This window comes from Streptomyces luteoverticillatus (assembly GCF_003970715.1).
GTDB lineage: Bacteria > Actinomycetota > Actinomycetes > Streptomycetales > Streptomycetaceae > Streptomyces > Streptomyces abikoensis.
The window spans coordinates 3902667-3919466 of record NZ_CP034587.1 but is presented as its reverse complement, the minus strand read 5'-3'; the positions used below and the strand labels follow the sequence as shown (position 1 = coordinate 3919466).

The 16800-nt window shown below is 73.0% G+C and carries 15 protein-coding genes; 2 read left to right on the top strand and 13 right to left on the bottom strand.

Features of this window, described 5'->3' with window-relative positions; genetic code table 11:
• Positions 1-224: 224 nt before the first annotated feature.
• The 5 genes from EKH77_RS17365 to bldG all read right to left on the bottom strand — a co-directional run bounded on the left by EKH77_RS17365 (position 225) and on the right by bldG (position 6507).
• Positions 225-1760 carry a DUF7059 domain-containing protein gene (locus tag EKH77_RS17365; protein WP_126915271.1) on the bottom strand — a complete coding sequence of 512 codons (1536 nt, stop codon included), beginning with the start codon at positions 1758-1760 and terminating at the stop codon, positions 225-227.
• 129 nt (positions 1761-1889) lie between these two features.
• On the bottom strand, positions 1890-2471 hold the full coding sequence (locus EKH77_RS17360; RefSeq protein ID WP_126915270.1) for a small secreted protein: 582 nt from the start codon (positions 2469-2471) through the stop codon (positions 1890-1892).
• A gap of 213 nt (positions 2472-2684) precedes the next feature.
• The gene (locus EKH77_RS17355; RefSeq protein ID WP_126915269.1) at positions 2685-5075 is read right to left on the bottom strand and encodes a sodium-translocating pyrophosphatase; all 2391 of its coding nucleotides are present in this window, start codon (positions 5073-5075) and stop codon (positions 2685-2687) included.
• A 411-nt stretch (positions 5076-5486) separates the two neighbouring features.
• The gene (locus EKH77_RS17350; protein ID WP_126915268.1) at positions 5487-5963 is read right to left on the bottom strand and encodes an ATP-binding protein; all 477 of its coding nucleotides are present in this window, start codon (positions 5961-5963) and stop codon (positions 5487-5489) included.
• A gap of 202 nt (positions 5964-6165) precedes the next feature.
• A complete protein-coding gene (bldG, locus tag EKH77_RS17345; protein WP_030367299.1) occupies positions 6166-6507 on the bottom strand; it encodes an anti-sigma factor antagonist BldG in 342 nt (113 codons plus the stop codon).
• Positions 6508-6561: 54 nt separating this feature from the next.
• Here bldG and EKH77_RS17340 point away from each other — a divergent pair, with 54 nt between their 5' ends.
• Positions 6562-9090, top strand: coding sequence for a DEAD/DEAH box helicase (locus EKH77_RS17340; RefSeq protein ID WP_126915267.1), 2529 nt, complete (start codon positions 6562-6564; stop codon positions 9088-9090).
• 90 nt (positions 9091-9180) lie between these two features.
• Here the strand turns inward: EKH77_RS17340 and EKH77_RS17335 are convergent, their stop codons facing one another.
• From EKH77_RS17335 to ssd, 7 genes are all read right to left on the bottom strand, one after another.
• Positions 9181-9537 (bottom strand): Rv3654c family TadE-like protein, encoded by a 357-nt coding sequence (locus EKH77_RS17335; protein ID WP_126915266.1) that lies wholly within the window; start codon positions 9535-9537, stop codon positions 9181-9183.
• On the bottom strand, positions 9515-9883 hold the full coding sequence (locus tag EKH77_RS17330) for a TadE family type IV pilus minor pilin (protein ID WP_126915265.1): 369 nt from the start codon (positions 9881-9883) through the stop codon (positions 9515-9517). The genes EKH77_RS17335 and EKH77_RS17330 overlap by 23 nt, the downstream gene beginning before the upstream one ends.
• The gene (locus EKH77_RS17325; protein ID WP_411951132.1) at positions 9870-10085 is read right to left on the bottom strand and encodes a DUF4244 domain-containing protein; all 216 of its coding nucleotides are present in this window, start codon (positions 10083-10085) and stop codon (positions 9870-9872) included. Before EKH77_RS17325 ends, EKH77_RS17330 begins: the two co-directional genes overlap by 14 nt.
• A 141-nt stretch (positions 10086-10226) precedes the next feature.
• The gene (locus EKH77_RS17320) at positions 10227-11054 is read right to left on the bottom strand and encodes a type II secretion system F family protein (protein WP_126915264.1); all 828 of its coding nucleotides are present in this window, start codon (positions 11052-11054) and stop codon (positions 10227-10229) included.
• Positions 11051-12004: a type II secretion system F family protein gene (locus EKH77_RS17315; RefSeq protein ID WP_126915263.1), complete on the bottom strand. Its 954-nt coding sequence runs from the start codon at positions 12002-12004 to the stop codon at positions 11051-11053. Before EKH77_RS17315 ends, EKH77_RS17320 begins: the two co-directional genes overlap by 4 nt.
• Positions 12001-13158 (bottom strand): TadA family conjugal transfer-associated ATPase, encoded by a 1158-nt coding sequence (locus EKH77_RS17310; RefSeq protein ID WP_126915262.1) that lies wholly within the window; start codon positions 13156-13158, stop codon positions 12001-12003. Before EKH77_RS17310 ends, EKH77_RS17315 begins: the two co-directional genes overlap by 4 nt.
• A complete protein-coding gene (gene ssd, locus EKH77_RS17305; protein WP_126915261.1) occupies positions 13155-14264 on the bottom strand; it encodes a septum site-determining protein Ssd in 1110 nt (369 codons plus the stop codon). The genes EKH77_RS17310 and ssd overlap by 4 nt, the downstream gene beginning before the upstream one ends.
• Positions 14265-14714: 450 nt before the next feature.
• Between ssd and EKH77_RS17300 the strand changes: the two genes are divergently transcribed.
• Positions 14715-15557, top strand: coding sequence for an HAD family hydrolase (locus EKH77_RS17300; RefSeq protein WP_126915260.1), 843 nt, complete (start codon positions 14715-14717; stop codon positions 15555-15557).
• 359 nt (positions 15558-15916) lie between these two features.
• On the opposite strand, the gene EKH77_RS17295 is transcribed toward EKH77_RS17300, so the two are convergent.
• Positions 15917-16738 (bottom strand): oxidoreductase, encoded by an 822-nt coding sequence (locus EKH77_RS17295; protein WP_126915259.1) that lies wholly within the window; start codon positions 16736-16738, stop codon positions 15917-15919.
• Between the last annotated feature and the right edge of the window lie 62 nt (positions 16739-16800).

Here is a 16800-nt window from a genome sequence, read left to right as displayed (position 1 = left end):
CCGCCCGGACCGTCACACCACTGCCGGGAAGGCCCCATCCGCCCCACGACCGCCGCCCGCCGCACGGGCCGAGCCCGGTGGCCGGGACGCGTGGCGGAAACATGACGCGAACACGACCCCTCCGTCCGGCCTTCCCATGAGTCGGACGACGGCTTCCGCCGCCCCGGGCGAGGGCCTCGGCGAGGCCGTCGCCCGGGGCTCGGCGAGGGGCCGACGGAGGGCCGTCAGTCGCCCGCCGGCGAGAGAAAGCCCTGCTCGACGAGGGTGCGGATGGCGTCCGGGGTGCGGTCGCGGAGCAGCACCGGGTCCTCCCCGACGAGCTGGGCGATGGCGTCGAGGATCCGGCCCGCCGGGAGCGTCCCGTCGCACACGCCCGCGAAACCGGCCCCGACCGTGTCCACCTTGGTGGCCCGGCGCATCCCCCGGTTCTGCCGCAGCACGACATGCTCGGGGTCCTCCGCGCCCGGCAGCCCGACCTGTTCCTGGACGACCTCGTCGGCCAGCGTGAAGCGGGCGGCGAGCAGCGCCGCGTCGTCATGCGTCCGGAGGAAGTCCTGTCGCTCGAAATGAGCCGTTACGGCCGGGCCGAGCGGCTGCTCGACCGGGTGGGACCACTCCTCCGCGATCACCGACGGGCGGTCGCTGCCCGTTTTGCGCAACGTGATCCAGCCAAATCCGACGCCCTTGGCCTTCCGGGCCTCGAACTCCGCCAGCCACGCGTCGTAGCGAGCCGCGTACTCCTCCGGCGTGGTGCGGTGATCACCGGCGTCGCGCAGCCACAGCTCGGCGTACTGGGCGACGTCCTGGACGTCGCGCTGGACGATCCACGCGTCGCAGCCGCGCGGCACCCAGGAGGACAGCCGCTCGCGCCAGTCCTCGCCCTCGACGTGCTGCCAGTTGGCCAGCAACTGGCAGTAACCCCCGTCGTTGAGCCGGTCGGCCGAACGCTGGACGAGCGTGCGGCACAGGTCGTCGCCGCTCATGCCGCCGTCGCGGTAGGTCAGCCGGGCGCCGGGCGAGATCACGAACGGCGGGTTGGAGACGATCAGGTCGAAGGTCTCCGCCGCGACCGGCTCGAAGAGCGAGCCCTGGCGCAGATCGGCCTCCGGCGCGCCGGAGAGCGCGAGGGTGAGCCGCGTGATGTGGAGCGCGCGCGGGTTGAGGTCCGTGGCCGTGACCCTGGTCGCGTGCTGGGCGGCGTGCAGCGCCTGGATGCCGGACCCGGTGCCGAGGTCGAGGGCGCTCTCCACGGGCGTCCGGACGGTGATTCCGGCGAGCGTCGTGGAGGCGCCGCCGACGCCGAGGACGAGCTCCGAGCGGTCCACCCCGGCCGGGCCGCCGCCTCCGGCGATCCCGCCGGCGCCGCCGACGGCGCAGCCGAGGTCGGAGACGATCCACCAGTCCTGGCCGTCGGGGCCGCCGTACGGGCGGACGTCGACGGTGGCCCGCACCTCGTCGCCGTCCCGGACGAGCCAGCCGTCGGCGAGGCAGTCGGCCACGGGCAGCGCGGCGGCGGCTCGGTCGTGGGCGACGGGGCTCTGGAGCAGGAAGAGCCGGATCAGCGTCTCGAGCGGGCCGTCGCCGCGCGTGGCGCGCAGGGCGGGAACGGTCTCGCTGCGGGCGAGGGCGGCGTAGGCGGGGGCGCCGAGCAGGTCGAGGAGGCCGTCGGCGGTGAAGGCGGCGGCCAGCAGGGATTCGCGCAGGCGTGCGGTGCGCGTCGGGTCGGCGTCGGGAAGGCGGGGCGTACTCACGGAACTCACGGGACCATTGTCGGGGGCGGCCCCGGGGAACGACGAAGGCCCGGCGCGCCGTACGGGCGCACCGGGGGCCGACCGCGCCGGCTGGCCGGGCTGTGCCTTCGCTTCCCGGACCTTCGTTTCCGGGCCGGGCTACGCCTTCTTGGTCTGCGTGGGGGAACCCACCGGCTTCTGGCAGCCCGGGGTCTTCGCCATCGACTTGCCGACGTCGCCGGACTGGAGCTTCTTGAGCGCGTCGTCGCTGCGGCCGCTGAGCTTGGCGATGTCCCCGGCGATGCTCTTGAGGCCGTCGCTGAACTTGGACTTGTCGCCCGTGTCCAGCCCGTCCACCCGCTTCTTCAGCTCGGCGTACGCGGAGGAGAGGTCGTTGAGCGCCTTGACGGCGTTCTTCTCGCTGCTCTCGCCGTCCTTGACGGGCGGTGCGCCCGCGTTCTGGACGGAAGTCGCGAGCGCCTTGTACGCGTCCGCGTTGGCCTGGAAGGCGGCGGAGTCGATCTGCTGGATCTTCTTCGAGTCCTCCTCGTTCAGGACGGACGCGATGGAGGCGTTGGCGTCGGTGATCTTCTTCACCTGAGGCTGCATCTGGTCGCAGACCCGCTTGGCCCAGTCGTCCAGCTTCTTCTTGTTGCCGCTGTCGTCGCCACCACCGCAGCCCGTCAGCGCCAGGACGAGTGCCGCCCCACCGGACAGTGCAGCCACAAGCTTCTTGTTCACCGGAATGGTCCCTTCGATGGCTCTCGGCCCGGGAACTTACACGTCCACGCGGAAGGGGCCGGGAGCCGAGCACACCGTTTGTGCCCTTTTAAAGCCGTTTGCACCAAGCTTGGCGTGGCGTTCGCCGCACCTCGGCGAGGGTACGGACGGTGTGCTCCGCTCATTTCCGTCGGGGAAACCACGTCCGGAGGAACTACGTCCGGAGGAGCCGCGTCAGGACACCACCGCCGGGTCCGCCGGCGACACCGTCCGCTCCGCGCCGTCGCCCCCGTCCACGGCGACGCCCCGCCGCTTGGAGAGATAGACCGCGCCCACGATGACGACAACGGCCAGCACCGCCACGGCGATTCTCAGCCCCTTGTTGGCGTCGGCGCCGTAACTGAACTTCACCACCGCCGGCGCGATGAGCAGCGCCACCAGATTCATCACCTTCAGCAGCGGGTTGATCGCGGGACCGGCGGTGTCCTTGAAGGGATCGCCCACCGTGTCGCCGATGACCGTCGCCGCGTGCGCCTCGCTGCCCTTGCCGCCGTGGTGCCCGTCCTCGACGAGCTTCTTGGCGTTGTCCCACGCGCCACCGGAGTTGGCGAGGAAGACGGCCATCAAGGTCCCGGTGCCGATGGCCCCGGCCAGGTACGAGCCGAGCGCCCCGACGCCCAGCGAGAAGCCGACGGCGATGGGGGCCAGCACCGCGAGCAGACCGGGGGTGGCCAGCTCGCGCAGCGCGTCCTTGGTGCAGATGTCCACCACGCGCCCGTACTCGGGCTTCTCGCTGTAGTCCATGATCCCGGGGTGCTCGCGGAACTGCCGCCGCACCTCGTAGACCACCGCGCCCGCCGAGCGCGACACGGCGTTGATCGCGAGCCCCGAGAAGAGGAAGACGACGGCCGCGCCGAGGATCAGCCCGACCAGGTTGTTGGGCTGCGAGATGTCCAGGCTCAGGCCCAGCTCCCCCGCCTTGGCGTGGACGTCCGCCACGGCCGTCGCGATCGCGTCGCGGTACGAGCCGAACAGCGCGGACGCGGCGAGGACGGCCGTCGCGATCGCGATGCCCTTGGTGATCGCCTTGGTGGTGTTGCCCACGGCGTCGAGGTCGGTGAGCACCTGCGCGCCCGCGCCCTCGACGTCACCGGACATCTCGGCGATGCCCTGGGCGTTGTCGGAGACCGGCCCGAAGGTGTCCATCGCCACGATGACGCCGACGGTCGTGAGCAGCCCGGTGCCCGCGAGGGCCACCGCGAACAGCGCCAGCATGATCGAGGTGCCACCGAGCAGGAACGCCCCGTACACCCCCAGCGCGATCAGCACGGCCGAGTAGACGGCCGACTCCAGGCCGACGGAGATCCCCGCGAGGACGACGGTCGCCGGGCCGGTCAGGGACGTCTTGCCGATGTCCCGCACGGGGCGCCGGCCGGTCTCGGTGAAGTAGCCCGTGAGCTGCTGGATCAGGGCCGCGAGGACGATGCCGATGGCCACGGCCACCAGGGCGAGGACGCGCGGGTCACCGCCGTGCCCCCGGATGGCGGCGTCGCCGACGCCCTTCAAGTCCGCGTAGCTGGAGGGCAGATAGGCGAACACGGCCACCGCCACCAGCACCAGCGAGATGACGGCCGAGATGAAGAAGCCCCGGTTGATCGCGGTCATCCCGCTCCGGTCGCTGCGGCGCGGCGCCACCGCGAAGATGCCGATCATCGCGGTGACCACACCGATGGCGGGGACGAGCAGCGGAAAGGCCAGGCCCGAGTCGCCGAAGGCGGCCTTGCCCAGGATCAGCGCGGCGACGAGCGTCACGGCGTACGACTCGAAGAGGTCGGCCGCCATGCCCGCGCAGTCGCCGACGTTGTCGCCCACGTTGTCGGCGATGGTGGCCGCGTTGCGGGGATCGTCCTCGGGGATGCCCTGCTCGACCTTGCCGACCAGGTCGGCGCCCACGTCGGCGGCCTTGGTGAAGATGCCGCCGCCGACCCTCATGAACATGGCCAGCAGCGCCGCGCCGAAGCCGAAGCCCTCCAGCACCTTGGGCGCGTCGGCCGCGTAGACCAGCACCACACAGGACGCGCCCAGCAGGCCGAGCCCGACCGTGCACATGCCGACGACGCCGCCCGTACGGAAGGCGATCTTCATCGCCTTGTGGGCGACGGCCGTCAGGTCCTTCTCCGGCTCGCCCTCCGCGGGGGTCGCCTCCCGCGCGGCCGCCGCCACCCGCACATTGCTGCGCACCGCGAGCCACATGCCGATGTAGCCGGTGGCCGCCGAGAACACGGCACCGACCAGGAAGAAGAGCGAACGGCCCATGCGCTGAGACCAGTTGTCGGCCGGCAGCAGCATCAGCAGGAAGAACACGATCACGGCGAAGACGCCGAGGGTGCGCAACTGCCGGGCGAGATAGGCGTTCGCGCCCTCCTGCACCGCCGCGGCGATTCTCTTCATGCTGTCGGTACCCTCACCGGCCGCCAGCACCTGACGCACCAGCACCACGGCCACCACGAGCGCCGCGGCCGCCACCACGGCGATCACCGTGACGAGGTTGCGATCGCCGTCGGTGAGCTCGACCGCGAGTCGTTGAGTGAAGTCCACCTGTTCAGGGGTGAAATGCCCCGCCATTCGTCCTCCTTAGACGTTTGGCACATGGGCGCGCGGCCGGTCCGTGGCACGAGGAATGGGAACAGCCGCCACGCTCAGGCGTCCTGAGCTCAAGATGCACGGATTGTAGGGAGCATGGCGAGATCAAAACAGAGCGCGGCAAACGGAATAAGACTTCCCGCGAAGGCCGCCCACACGGCGGAATCGTGAAGATCAAGAATTGATCGTCCGGCCTTCGGGGGATCTCCCGGAGAATCGATCATTCATGAGGAGAAACGATCATTCATTGATCGACCGGTAAAGGCGCGACAGGGCGCGAGGGCATGGCTCAGGGGCATCGAAGGGGCCATGAACGGCACTCCCACCCGGGGTGGCAACACAGAGTTACGACAGGCGCCAGGCCCCGCACTACAGCGGAAGGCGGCCGCCCGGCTACGGCGTGACGGCCGACGGTGTCGTCGGCCAGCTCATCCGGATCAGGCCGCCCGTCTCGCTCGCCGTCACCTCGACGTCGTCCACCAGGCCGCTGATCACGGCGAGCCCCATGTCGTCCTCGCTCTCCTCCGGCGTCACGGGGACGGAAGCGGAGGGGGCCGGGGAACCGGCGGGGGCGGCGGAACCGGACGCGACAGCGGCCGTCGCGGCCATGACACCGGGGTGAGGGGCGTCGTCGGCGACCTCGATGGAGAACTTCTTCTCGTCCTCCGTCAGCACCACCTTCACCGGGCCGGCGATCTCATGGCTGCGGTGGAGGCTCACGGCACGCGAGCACGCCTCACCGACGGCTAGCCGGACCTCGTCCAGCACGGCCTCGTCGACCCCCGCCCGGCGCGCCACCGCGGCCGCCACGAGCCTGGCCGTGCGGACATGCTCGGGAAGGGCGCTGAAAAGCAGTTCGACGGTGGCCATGCCATCCCCCTCGGTGGTACGTGCGCTCGTCCCCACTGCCGGAACACAGGGCGAACTCGCGGAGGGGCCGGACCCGTGAGCCCGTCACCCCCCGGCGCGGCTATGTGGCTGTGCGGCCGTACGCGTGCGGCGCCGCGGCCGTGTGTCGGCGGGCGGCCGCCAACAGGCGCCGGCCGACCGCCACCCGGCCGTCGGGCGACCGTCAGTCGGTCGCCTGCACCGCGTCCTCGACCGAGGTGTGGATCGGGAACACCTTGGTCAGGCCGGTGATACGGAAAATCTTCAGGATGCGCTCCTGGTTGCAGACAAGCCGCAGCGAGCCCTCATGGGCGCGCACGCGCTTCAGCCCGCCGACCAGGACGCCGAGCCCGGTGGAGTCGAGGAAGTCGACGCCCTCCATGTCGACGACGAGGTGATAGCTGCCGTCGTTGACAAGCTCGACCAGCTGCTCACGCAGCTTGGGCGCGGTGTACACATCAATCTCGCCACCGACCCGGACAACCGTACGGTCGCCTACGGTCTCGGTCGACAGGGACAGGTCCACGGATCCTCCAGCACCTTGCATCGAGCGGTCGCCCCCCATGGATCGGCAGCCGCGATGGCATTCAATCACTTACCGGCAGGCGCGCACGACGCCTTGGCGCCATTGTCCGTCAAGCCGGTGACACACTCGGTGTCGATGGCCAACGATCAACTCCCGCCGGAGGCGGGCGTGCACCCCGCTCCCCGGACAGTCCTCGACCGACTCGCCGCCGGGCCGGGCCGGGCCGCACGCATCACTCATACGGAGCACTTGCCCCCTCGTCCCGGACGTCATGCCCCCTGGCCGGAGAAGATCCGGCCGGAAGTGATCGACGCCATCCGGGCCGCCGGAATCGAACGCCCCTGGGCCCATCAGGCGCGCGTCGCCGAGCACGCGCTGCGCGGCGAGTCGGCCGTGGTGGCCACCGGCACCGCCTCGGGCAAGTCCCTCGCCTACCTCGCCCCCGTCCTCAGCGCCCTGCTGGACGGCTCCGAGGCCCCCAACGGGCGAGGCGCGACCGCCCTCTACCTCGCCCCCACCAAGGCCCTCGCCGCCGACCAGCGCCGCGCCGTACGCGCCCTCGCCGAACCCCTGGGCAAGGGCGTCCGGCCCGCCGTCTACGACGGGGACACCCCCTTCGAGGAACGCGAGTGGGTGCGCCAGTACGCCAATTACGCGCTGACCAACCCGGACATGCTCCACCGCTCGATCCTGCCCGCCCACCCCCGGTGGGCCTCCTTCCTGCGCGCCCTGCGCTATGTCGTCATCGACGAGTGCCACGCCTACCGGGGCGTCTTCGGCTCCCACGTCGCCCAGGTGCTCCGCCGGCTGCGCCGTCTGTGTGCCCGCTACGGCTCCGATCCCGTCTTCCTCCTCGCCTCCGCCACGGCCTCCGAGCCCGGCACCGCCGCCGGCCGGCTCACCGGCCTGCCCGTCGCGGAGGTCACCGAGGACGCCTCCCCGCGCGGCGAACTGGTCTTCGCCCTCTGGGAGCCCCCGCTCACCGAGCTCCACGGCGAGCGGGGCGCCCCCGTCCGCCGCACCGCCACCGCCGAGACCGCCGACCTCCTCACCGACCTCGCCGTCCAGGGCGTGCGCACCGTCGCCTTCGTCCGCTCCCGGCGCGGCGCCGAGCTGGTCGCCCTCATCGCCCAGGAGCGGCTGGCCGCCGTCGACCGTTCCCTCCCCTCCCGCGTCGCCGCCTACCGCGGCGGCTACCTCCCCGAGGAGCGCCGCGCCCTCGAGCGCTCCCTCCACACCGGCGAACTGCTCGGCCTCGCCGCCACCTCCGCCCTGGAACTGGGCGTCGACGTCGCCGGCCTCGACGCCGTCCTCCTCTCCGGCTACCCCGGCACCCGCGCCTCCCTGTGGCAGCAGGCCGGCCGCGCCGGCCGCACCCGGCGGGGCGCGCTCGCCGTCCTGATCGCCCGCGACGACCCGCTGGACACCTACCTCGTCCACCACCCCGAGGCCCTCTTCCGGCAGCCCGTCGAATCCACCGTCCTCGACCCGGACAACCCCTACGTCCTCGCGCCCCACCTGTGCGCTGCCGCCGAGGAGCTGCCCCTCACCGAGGCCGACCTGTCACTCTTCGGGCCCGAGGCCATGGTCGTGATCTCCCAGCTGGAGGCCCGCAAGCTGCTCCGCCGCCGGGGCACCGCCTGGCACTGGACCCGCCGCGAGCGCGCCGCCGACCTCACCGACATCCGGGGCGGGGGCGGCCGCCCCGTCCAGATCGTCGAGGAGGGCACGGGACGGCTGCTGGGCACCGTGGACCGGGCCGCCGCCCACACCACCGTCCACGAGGGCGCCGTCCACCTCCACCAGGGCCGCAGCCACCTCGTGCGCCACCTGGACCTGGAGGACTCCGTCGCCCTGGTGGAACAGGCCGACCCGCCCTACTCCACGACGGCCCGCGACACCACGACCATCTCCATCCTGGAGACCACCACCGAGGTCCCCTGGGGGGACGCACGGCTGTGCTTCGGCTCCGTCGAGGTCACCAACCAGGTCGTCTCCTTCCTTCGTCGCAGACTCATCACCGGCGAGGTCATGGGCGAGACCAAACTCGACCTGCCGCCCCGCACCCTGCGCACCCGCGCCGTGTGGTGGACCGTCACCGAGGACCAGCTCGACGACGCCCAGGTCTCCCCCGAGGCCCTCGGCGGCGCCCTCCACGCCGCCGAACACGCTTCCATCGGCATGCTCCCTCTCTTCGCCACGTGCGACCGCTGGGACATCGGGGGCGTCTCCGTCCCCCTCCACCCCGACACCCTCCTGCCGACCGTCTTCGTCTACGACGGCCACCCCGGCGGCGCCGGCTTCGCCGAGCGCGCCTTCCACACCGCCGCCCGCTGGCTCGGCGCCACGCGCGAGGCGATCGCCGCCTGCGAGTGCGCCGCCGGCTGCCCTTCCTGCATCCAGTCCCCCAAATGCGGCAACGGCAACGACCCCCTGGACAAGAAAGCCGCCATCCGCCTCCTCGCCCGCCTCCTCTCCGACGCCCCGACCGACCCGGACGGCCGGGATGGCTCGGACGGCCGGGACGGCCTGCTGGATCCGACCGGCCTGCACGACCCGAACGATCCGGCGGACACGGACTGAGCGGCGGAGCGGGTAGGGGCGATGGGGCGGCGACGCGCCCGGGCTACGGCCGGCTGCGGGCGGCTACGGGCGGCTACGGGCGGCGATGCCTCACGGGGTGTACGCCGCCTCCGGCGGGCCCGCGCGGGCCCGTACCCTCAGCGCGTACGGCCCGGCCCGCGTCTCCGCCGCCACCTCCGCGAACTCACCCTTCACCCCGCAGTGCACCACCCTCGCTCCCTGGGCAGAGGCGACCTTCCGGGCGAGTCCGCATGCCACGGCCTCCCCCTGGAGGGCGTGGTCGGCGGCGGCGAGCGCCGCCAGATCCGCCGCTCCGCCCGCCCGATGACGGGCCATCACCACCTGCCCCATGGCCAGCAGCGCCGCGAAGACCACGCAGGACGCCATCGCGACGGCCGCCACCCACACCGAGGCCAGACCCGCGTCATCCCACCGTCTCCTCCGCAAGGGCCACCGCCTCCCCACTCAGCCGTACCGCCAACGGCCCCGGCCCGGCGGCCCGGGCCTCGACCCGCACCCGGACGAGATCGCCCTCCCGTGTCAGCCCGATCCGGGCCCCGGGCGGAGCCGCGGACCGGGCCGCGGCGACGGCCGCCGGAGGCGGATCCTGCCGGGCCGCGGCCCGCGCCCCCGCCCGGGCCGCGTCCACGCACTGGATCTGCGCGGACGCGGCCATCAGCCCCCAGAGCAGGGCCAGGGCGAAGAGCACCAGCACCGGCAGCGCCACCGCGGCCTCGGCCGTCACATAACCACCGTCGGAGTGCCCTCCGGACGTCCCGTCAGAAGGTCGCATGGAGCGCCTTCACGATCAGTTGCTGAAGAGCTGCGCTGACGGGCCCGCTGGTGACCACCTTGTACAGAACAGCCGCCAGCGCACACGCCGCCAGCGTGCCCACCGCGTACTCCGCCGTCGTCATCCCGGCCTCACCGGCCCCCGTCACCCGGGCCCGGCGCGCCGCCCACCACGACGTGACCTTCATCGCCGTCACTGCCATGACCGATTCCCCCATCTCTTGTGATGCGTAATGCGTGATGTGTGATTCGTGATGTGTGATTCGCGTGTGATGCGTGCGGTGCGCGGCCTCATCCGTCGCACCGTCACTTTCCCTTTCCGCTTCTGCTGCGGCGGGCCTCGTTCAGCTCCCGCGCATGAGTCCCTCGGCCAGCCCGACCACGACCGGCACCACCCCGACCGTCAGGAACGCGGGCAGGAAGCAGAGCCCCAGCGGTGCCGTCGCCTGGACCCCCGCGCGGCGGGCCCTCATCGCCGCCGTCCGCCCCTGGGCCGCGCGCAGCCGTGCCGCCAGCCGTGCCATGGGCTCCACCGCCGGGACTCCGGTGGCCTGGGCCCGTGCCAGGCAGCCGGCCAGCGGGGCGGCGCCGGGCAGGCTGCCCAGCCGCCCCCAGGCGGTGCCCGGATCACCGCCGAGCCGTACTTCCGCCGCCGCTTGGGCCAGCCGGGCCCCGACCGGGCCGCCCAGCGAGCCCCCGACCGCCTCGGCGGCCTCCCTGGGCCCGGCACCGGCGGCCAGACACGCGGCCAGCAGATCGGCCGCCAGGGGCAACTGCCGTCCCACTTCCTCGGCCCGCACCTCTCGCTCGGCTCCCTCGGCCTTCCGCCGCCATCGCCAGGCACCCCAGGCCGCAGCGGCTCCCGCCACGCACCCGGTGACGCCCGCGGCCAGCCAGACGAGAACGAGCCCGGCGAATCCCACCGCCACGGCCGCCCGCCCGTCCAGGCCACGCACCGCGCGCCGCGTCCGCTTTCGCACTCGGCCCTCGCTTCCCGACGTCCCACCTCCCGCCGTCTCGCCTTCCGCCCGGCCTTGGCTTCCGAGCAGGGAGACCAGCCGGCCGCGCGCCGAGCGTCTTCCGCGCGCACCGCTCCCCAGCGCCGCCACGCACACCGTCGCGATCACGGCCAGTGCCACCGCCCACAGGCTGTGGACAACACCCCCGTTCACCTCTCCCGCTCCCTCCCGTTCGTCCCGTTCGTCTTCCCCGGCCCTTCCGCGACCCGGACGATCCGCCGGGTCCACGCGATGCCCGCGCCCTCCAGCAGTCCGCCGAGCACCAGGCACCCGAGCCCGGTCGGGGTGTGCAGCAGCACCCGCAGCGGCTCGGCCCCCAGCGCGGCCCCCATCAGCAACGCGACGACGGGAAGCAGCGCCAGCATCGCGGCGGTGGACCGGGTGCCCGCCAACTGGGCGCGTAGGTCCTCCCGCTGGTCCCGCTCGGCTCCCAGAGCCGCCGCGACCCGTTCCAGGCCCGCGGCCAGACCGGCACCGCCGTCAACCGCGACCCGCCAGCAGGCGGCCACCCCCTGGAGCCCCTCGGCGCCCGGCCGTCGCCCCGCCTTGCGCAGCGCGTCCGGTACGTCCCCGCCGAACCTGGCCGCCGCCGGCACGGCGGGCCATCCCGGGCCCAGCCCCGCGTCCCTCAGCCCGGACACCGCCGCACCGGGCTGACGCCCCGCCCTGAGTTCGCCCGCGACGGTGCCGCACATGTCGATCACGGCGGACTCCCGGAGCTCCCGCTCACGCTGCCGCTCCCGCGCCGCCAGCCACCGCCGTACGAGCGGCACGGCCAGCGCTCCCACGATCAGCGGCAGCACCGACTTCCCCAGCGCCGCCACCGCGCAACCGACGGGCAGGCAGAGCAACTCGCGTCTCTCCCGCGCCACCCGCCGCAAGCGCCCGACCCACTCGCCGATCCGGCCCGGCGCAGCGGGGCCCGGCCCACATCCGGCCGTTCCACCTCCGGCCGTCCCGCCTCCGGCCAGCAGCAGCCGGGCCCGCCGCACACCCGGCCCAGGCCGTGCCCGCAGCGCGACGACGGCGCAGAGCGACAGGGCGAAGAGCAACAGCGCGGCGCATCCGGAAGAAACCTGCGTCCCGAACGGCCACCCGCTCATGGCGCACTCCCGGCGCGTCCGCACAGCCCGGCCAGCCGGGCCCAGCCCCGCGCCCGCTCGAAGCCGTCATCGCCCCACACCGCCGCCGGGACGGTCGTCACCAGACCGGCGGAATCCCGGTCGAGCACATGGACTTCCGCGACCCTTCTGCGGCCGCCGTGGTCGCGGACCATATGGATCACCACCGACAGGGCGGCCGCGAGCTGGCTGTGCAGCGCCGCCCGGTCCAGCCCGGCTGTCGAGCCCAGCGCCTCCAACCGGGCGGGCACATCGGCGGCGGCGTTGGCGTGAACCGTGCCACAGCCTCCTTCGTGTCCCGTATTGAGAGCGGCCAGCAGGTCGGTGACCTCGGGGCCGCGCACCTCGCCGACGACCAGCCGGTCCGGGCGCATCCGCAGCGCCTGGCGCACCAGATCCCGCAAGGTGACGAGGCCGGTGCCCTCCTGGTTGGCGGGGCGGGTCTCCAGCCGCACCACATGCGGATGGTCCGGGCGCAGTTCGGCGGAGTCCTCGGCGAGGACGATCCGCTCGTCGGGCGCGACCAGCCCCAGCAGGGTGGACAGCAGAGTGGTCTTGCCCGAGCCCGTGCCGCCGCTGATGACGAAGGAGAGCCGGGCGTCGAGGACGGCGCGCAGCAGCCGCTCCCCGCCAGGCGGCAGTGCCCCCGCTGCCGCGAGCTCCGCCAGGGCGAAGGCGCGCGGCCGGACGACGCGCAGCGAGAGGCAGGTGGAGCCGACGGCCACGGGAGGCAGGACGGCGTGCAGACGCGTGCCGTCCGGAAGGCGGGCGTCCACCCAGGGCCGGGCGTCGTCGAGCCGGCGTCCGGCGATGGCGGCGAGGCGCTGGGCGAGGCCGCGGACCGCCGCCGCGTCGGGGAAAGTCACATCGGTGCGCTCCAGGCCCGCGCCCCGGTCGACCCAGACCCGGTCGGGGGCGGTGACCAGGACGTCGGTGACGTCGGGCGCCGCCAGCAAGGGCTCCAGAGGGCCCGTGCCCACCAGCTCGGAGCGCAATCGGGCCGCCACGCCGAGGACTTCGGCGTCACCCAGCAGCCGCCCCTCCCGGCGCAGCGCCTCGGCGACCCGGGCGGGGGTCGGCTCCGCCCCGCTCTCCGCCAGCCGCAGCCGTACGGCGTCCAGCAACGCGAGGCTCATGCCGGCACTCCCTCGGTCTCGGGGAGCGCCCTGGCCCAGAATTCCGCGCTGAAGCGGGCCAGCGGCCCCCGCTCGGCGCCGCCCGGCGGCCGTCCGGCGTCGAGCACGTCCGACAGACCGGGCTCCAGGGGAAGTTCACCCGCGAGGGGGATCCCCAGGAGGCGGGCGATCTCGTCCGCCTCCAGGCCGGAGCCGAACGGGCCGCGCACGACGGCGCGCAGATCCCTCAGCAGCATGCCCAGGGTCGAGGCCATCCGGTGGGCCGCGGCGACGGCCCGCAGTTCGGCGGGGACCACCAGCAGCCCCAGGTCGAGCTGTTCGAGGGCTTCGACGGCGGGCTCGTCCAGCCTGCGCGGCAGATCCACGACCACGACTCCGCCGCGCCGCCGGGCGGCGGCGAGGACGGCGCGCATCGCCTCGGGCGGGACGGCCGTGCAGTCGCCCCGGTCCCAGCTCAGGACGCGCAGTGAGTGCAGTTCGGGCAGGGCTTCTTCCAGTGCCTGTCCGGCCACTCGCCCCCGTGAGTCGGCGAAGGCGGGCCAGCGCAGCCCCTCGGCCCTCTCCCCGCCCAGCAGGACGTCGAGGCCGCCGCCCAGCGGATCGCCGTCGATGAGCATGGTGCGCCGCCCGGCGCGGGCCGCGCCCACGGCCAGGGCGCAGGCCAGGGTGCTGGCCCCGGCGCCGCCGCGCCCTCCGACGACGCCCACCGTCAGTGCCGGGCGGCCCACTCCCTCGACGGCGTCGGCGATCCGGTCGACGAGCCAGCCCTCCCCTTCGGGCAGCAGGGCCACCTGGCGGGCGCCGATCGCGACGGCCCTGCGCCAGACGCCGGAGTCGTCCGGATCTCTGCCGACGAGCACCACGCCCTCGCCGCGGGCGGCGGCTCCCAGTCCGGTGGCGCTGTCGTCGCCCACCAGTACCAGGGGCGCGGCGTCCCAGCCGGTTCCCCGGGCGGCCGGGCCGTGGACGACCTCGGGCACGGCGCCCGCCGCGGCGCACAGCCTCAGCAGATCATCGAGCAGCGCCTCGTCCTCCGTGACGATCAGCGGGCGCCGCTGCTCGCCGTCCCCGGAAGCGGGCCGATCGGACGTGCTGGATCCGCTCACGGTCTCTCCCCTCTCACTCCGCGCTCTCGTCTCCGCGAACATCGCGGAACTCGCGGGGAATCACCGTGCAGCGAACCGGGAAATCGTGTGGATCTTGGTCAAAAACTGTGGACAACTCAACGGTTGTGAATATCCCGCTCACCTATACCGGTGACTTCCGGAGAGCAGCATGGCGATTACGCTGCGTAACGGGTATGAAGGAGGGAGGTCACACGCCCGACGGGGCGGACGAGGAGGAGGGAGGCCCGATGGCGACGAGCGAAACGCATCCGGACATGCGACGACCCCCGCCGGGGGGGAGAGCGGGGGTCGTCCCCACGGCCGACTCGGGGGGGGAGGAGTCGGGCCGGGTTAGACACGGTCGCGAACGATCCGTGACTTCCATGGTGTACCCGAGAGCCTTCTCAGGCAAACCCACACGCCTCAGCTTACGCCGAATGGAGGGCCCCTATGCTCGGCGGCGTGGAAAACCACTCCTTGCCCCGGACAGCCGCGTTCTTTGATCTGGACAAGACGGTCATCGCGAAGTCGAGCACGCTCACCTTCGGCAAGTCCTTCTACCAAGGCGGCTTGATCAACAGGCGCGCCGTGTTGCGTACCGCCTATGCGCAGTTCGTCTTCCTGGCCGGCGGAGCCGACCACGACCAGATGGAGCGGATGCGTCAGTATCTCTCCGCCCTCTGCAGGGGCTGGAATGTCCAGCAGGTCCGCGAGCTCGTGGCCGAGACCCTCCATGAGCTCATCGACCCGATCATTTACGACGAGGCCGCCTCGCTCATCGAGGAACACCACGCCGCCGGACGGGATGTGGTGATCGTGAGCACCTCGGGCGCCGAGGTCGTCGAGCCGATCGGCGCGCTGCTGGGAGCCGACCGGGTCGTCGCCACCCGGATGGTCGTCGAGGACGGCGCCTTCACGGGGGAAATCGAGTACTACGCCTACGGCCCCACCAAAGCCGAGGCCGTGCGCGAGCTGGCCGCCTCGGAGGGATACGACCTCAGCCGCTGCTACGCATACAGCGATTCGATCACCGACATTCCGATGCTGGAGGCGGTCGGCCACCCTCACGCCGTCAATCCCGACCGGGCGTTGCGCCGCGAAGCGGTGTCCCGCGACTGGCCGATCCTCTCCTTCAACCGGCCCGTGCGCCTGAAGCAGCGCATTTCCGCACTGCCCATGCCCTCGCGTCCGGCACTACTCATGGCCGCCGCGATCGGCGCGGCGGCGGCCACGGCGGGGCTGATGTGGTTCGCCAATCGCCGCCGCGACCATGTCCGCCTTGCCCGCTTTTGAAGCTAAAAACAAAAGAACGGTGGCTTGCGCTTCCGCTTCTGCGGCGACAGGAGTAGAAAGGACTTAACGGCCCGCGAGACCAGGGACATCCGGGAGGACGCCCCTCACGCACCAAGGCCCCACGGACCGAGCATGAAAGCCGGGCACCCACGCGACGCCGACCCGTCGATTACGGGCCAGCCGCACCAGGTGACGGGCGAAGTCCCCGGCCTGATGGGCGAATTTCGTGCACGCATGGTAACCCGGCGGACGTGCCAGCGGCGGTACCGGAGCAGTACGGGTACCGCCGCAACCCATGTGCGCCACAAGGGAGATGAGGCGAACCGGAGGCCGGCCATGGTCGGCCCGGAGGCCGCCGGTCAGGCGGCGCCGCGCTGAAGCGCCTCGCACACCGCCGTGCTCTCCCGCACCCCCAGCTCGACGGCACGGCCGCAGTGCGCGATCCAGGCCGCCAGCCCCTCCGGGGTCCCCGAGACATAGCCCTCGAGCGCGGCCGCATAGGCCTCCTGGCCCTGCTCCGCGTGCCCCACCTCGGCCGGGCAGATGGCCTTGGGGTCCAGTCCGCTGCCCACCAGCACGATGCGCTCGGCCGCCCGCGCGACCAGGCCGTTGTGCGAGCCGAACGGCCGCAGGGCGAGCAGCTCGCCATGGACCACGGCCGCCGTCACCAGCGCCGGGGCCGCACTGCCCGCGATCAGCAGACCCGCCAGCCCCTCCAGCCGCCCCGCGACCTCGTCCGCGCCCGGCAGCGGCAGCTCTACCAGAGGCTCCACCACCGGCTCACCAGCCAGCCGGGGCCGTCCGACCGAGGCGTCGGGCCGGTCGCCGCCGGCGGCCACCAGGTGCAGCCGGGCCAGGACCCGCAGCGGCGACTGGCGCCAGACACTCAGCAGTTGGCCTGCCTCGGCGGTCAGCCGCAGCGCCGCGCCCACCGTGCGCGGCTCCCCCTCACCGCCGAAGTCGGACCGGCGGCGCACCTCTTCGAGGGCCCAGTCCGCGCCGGACAGCGCGGCCGAGCCCCGCGCGGCGCGCAGCGCCGCCTCGGAGGTGATCTCAGTGCTCCGGCGGCGCATCACCCGGTGCCCATACACCCGGTCCACCGCCTTGCGTACGGAGTCCACGGAGTCGGCAACGCCCGGGAGCGAGCCCAGGGCGGCGAGCGGATCGGCTGTCGTACTCATGGGTAAGACACTACGCACTTCGGGTCTACACCCCCCGAAAGAGTGGTCCTCTTCACTCACGG

Bases quoted from the DNA above. Each gene is read 5' to 3' on its own strand.
- EKH77_RS17330 (WP_126915265.1), bottom strand. From the start codon at position 9,883: ATGCGACCTTCTGACGGGACGTCCGGAGGGCACTCCGACGGTGGTTAT.
- EKH77_RS17300 (WP_126915260.1), top strand. From the start codon at position 14,715: ATGCTCGGCGGCGTGGAAAACCACTCCTTGCCCCGGACAGCCGCGTTC.
- EKH77_RS17325 (WP_411951132.1), bottom strand. From the start codon at position 10,085: ATGGCAGTGACGGCGATGAAGGTCACGTCGTGGTGGGCGGCGCGCCGG.
- EKH77_RS17340 (WP_126915267.1), top strand. From the start codon at position 6,562: ATGGCATTCAATCACTTACCGGCAGGCGCGCACGACGCCTTGGCGCCA.
- EKH77_RS17315 (WP_126915263.1), bottom strand. From the start codon at position 12,004: ATGAGCGGGTGGCCGTTCGGGACGCAGGTTTCTTCCGGATGCGCCGCG.
- EKH77_RS17310 (WP_126915262.1), bottom strand. From the start codon at position 13,158: ATGAGCCTCGCGTTGCTGGACGCCGTACGGCTGCGGCTGGCGGAGAGC.
- EKH77_RS17295 (WP_126915259.1), bottom strand. From the start codon at position 16,738: ATGAGTACGACAGCCGATCCGCTCGCCGCCCTGGGCTCGCTCCCGGGC.
- EKH77_RS17350 (WP_126915268.1), bottom strand. From the start codon at position 5,963: ATGGCCACCGTCGAACTGCTTTTCAGCGCCCTTCCCGAGCATGTCCGC.
- EKH77_RS17355 (WP_126915269.1), bottom strand. From the start codon at position 5,075: ATGGCGGGGCATTTCACCCCTGAACAGGTGGACTTCACTCAACGACTC.